Genomic DNA, 304 nt, shown 5'->3' on the forward strand with positions numbered 1-304 from the left:
CATGTTGCGCTCGTCGAACTCGCGCCCGCGTGGGTCCAGCACTGCCACGCCCTTCTTGACCAGGCGGTCGGCCAACGGCACGTCACTACAGATCACCAGCTCGCCCGGCACGGCATGCTCGACCAGATAATCGTCGGCCGCATCCATGCCACTGGGCACCACGATCAACCGCACGATCGCAAACGCAGGCCTGGCCACTGCCTGGCCCGCCACCATCACCACCTCGAACTTGCGCTTGAGGGCGAACTTGACGATCAGATCCTTGGCTGCCTTGGGGCAGGCATCGGCATCGATCCATACACGC

At 64.1% G+C, this 304-nt stretch carries 1 protein-coding gene; it reads right to left on the reverse strand.

What is annotated here, in order from left to right:
* Nucleotides 1–304 (reverse strand): DUF188 domain-containing protein (locus QWI17_RS08855; RefSeq protein WP_302722157.1); only part of this gene is annotated, 304 nt, incomplete at both ends.

This window comes from Gilvimarinus gilvus, assembly GCF_030518155.1.
Lineage (GTDB): Bacteria > Pseudomonadota > Gammaproteobacteria > Pseudomonadales > Cellvibrionaceae > Gilvimarinus > Gilvimarinus gilvus.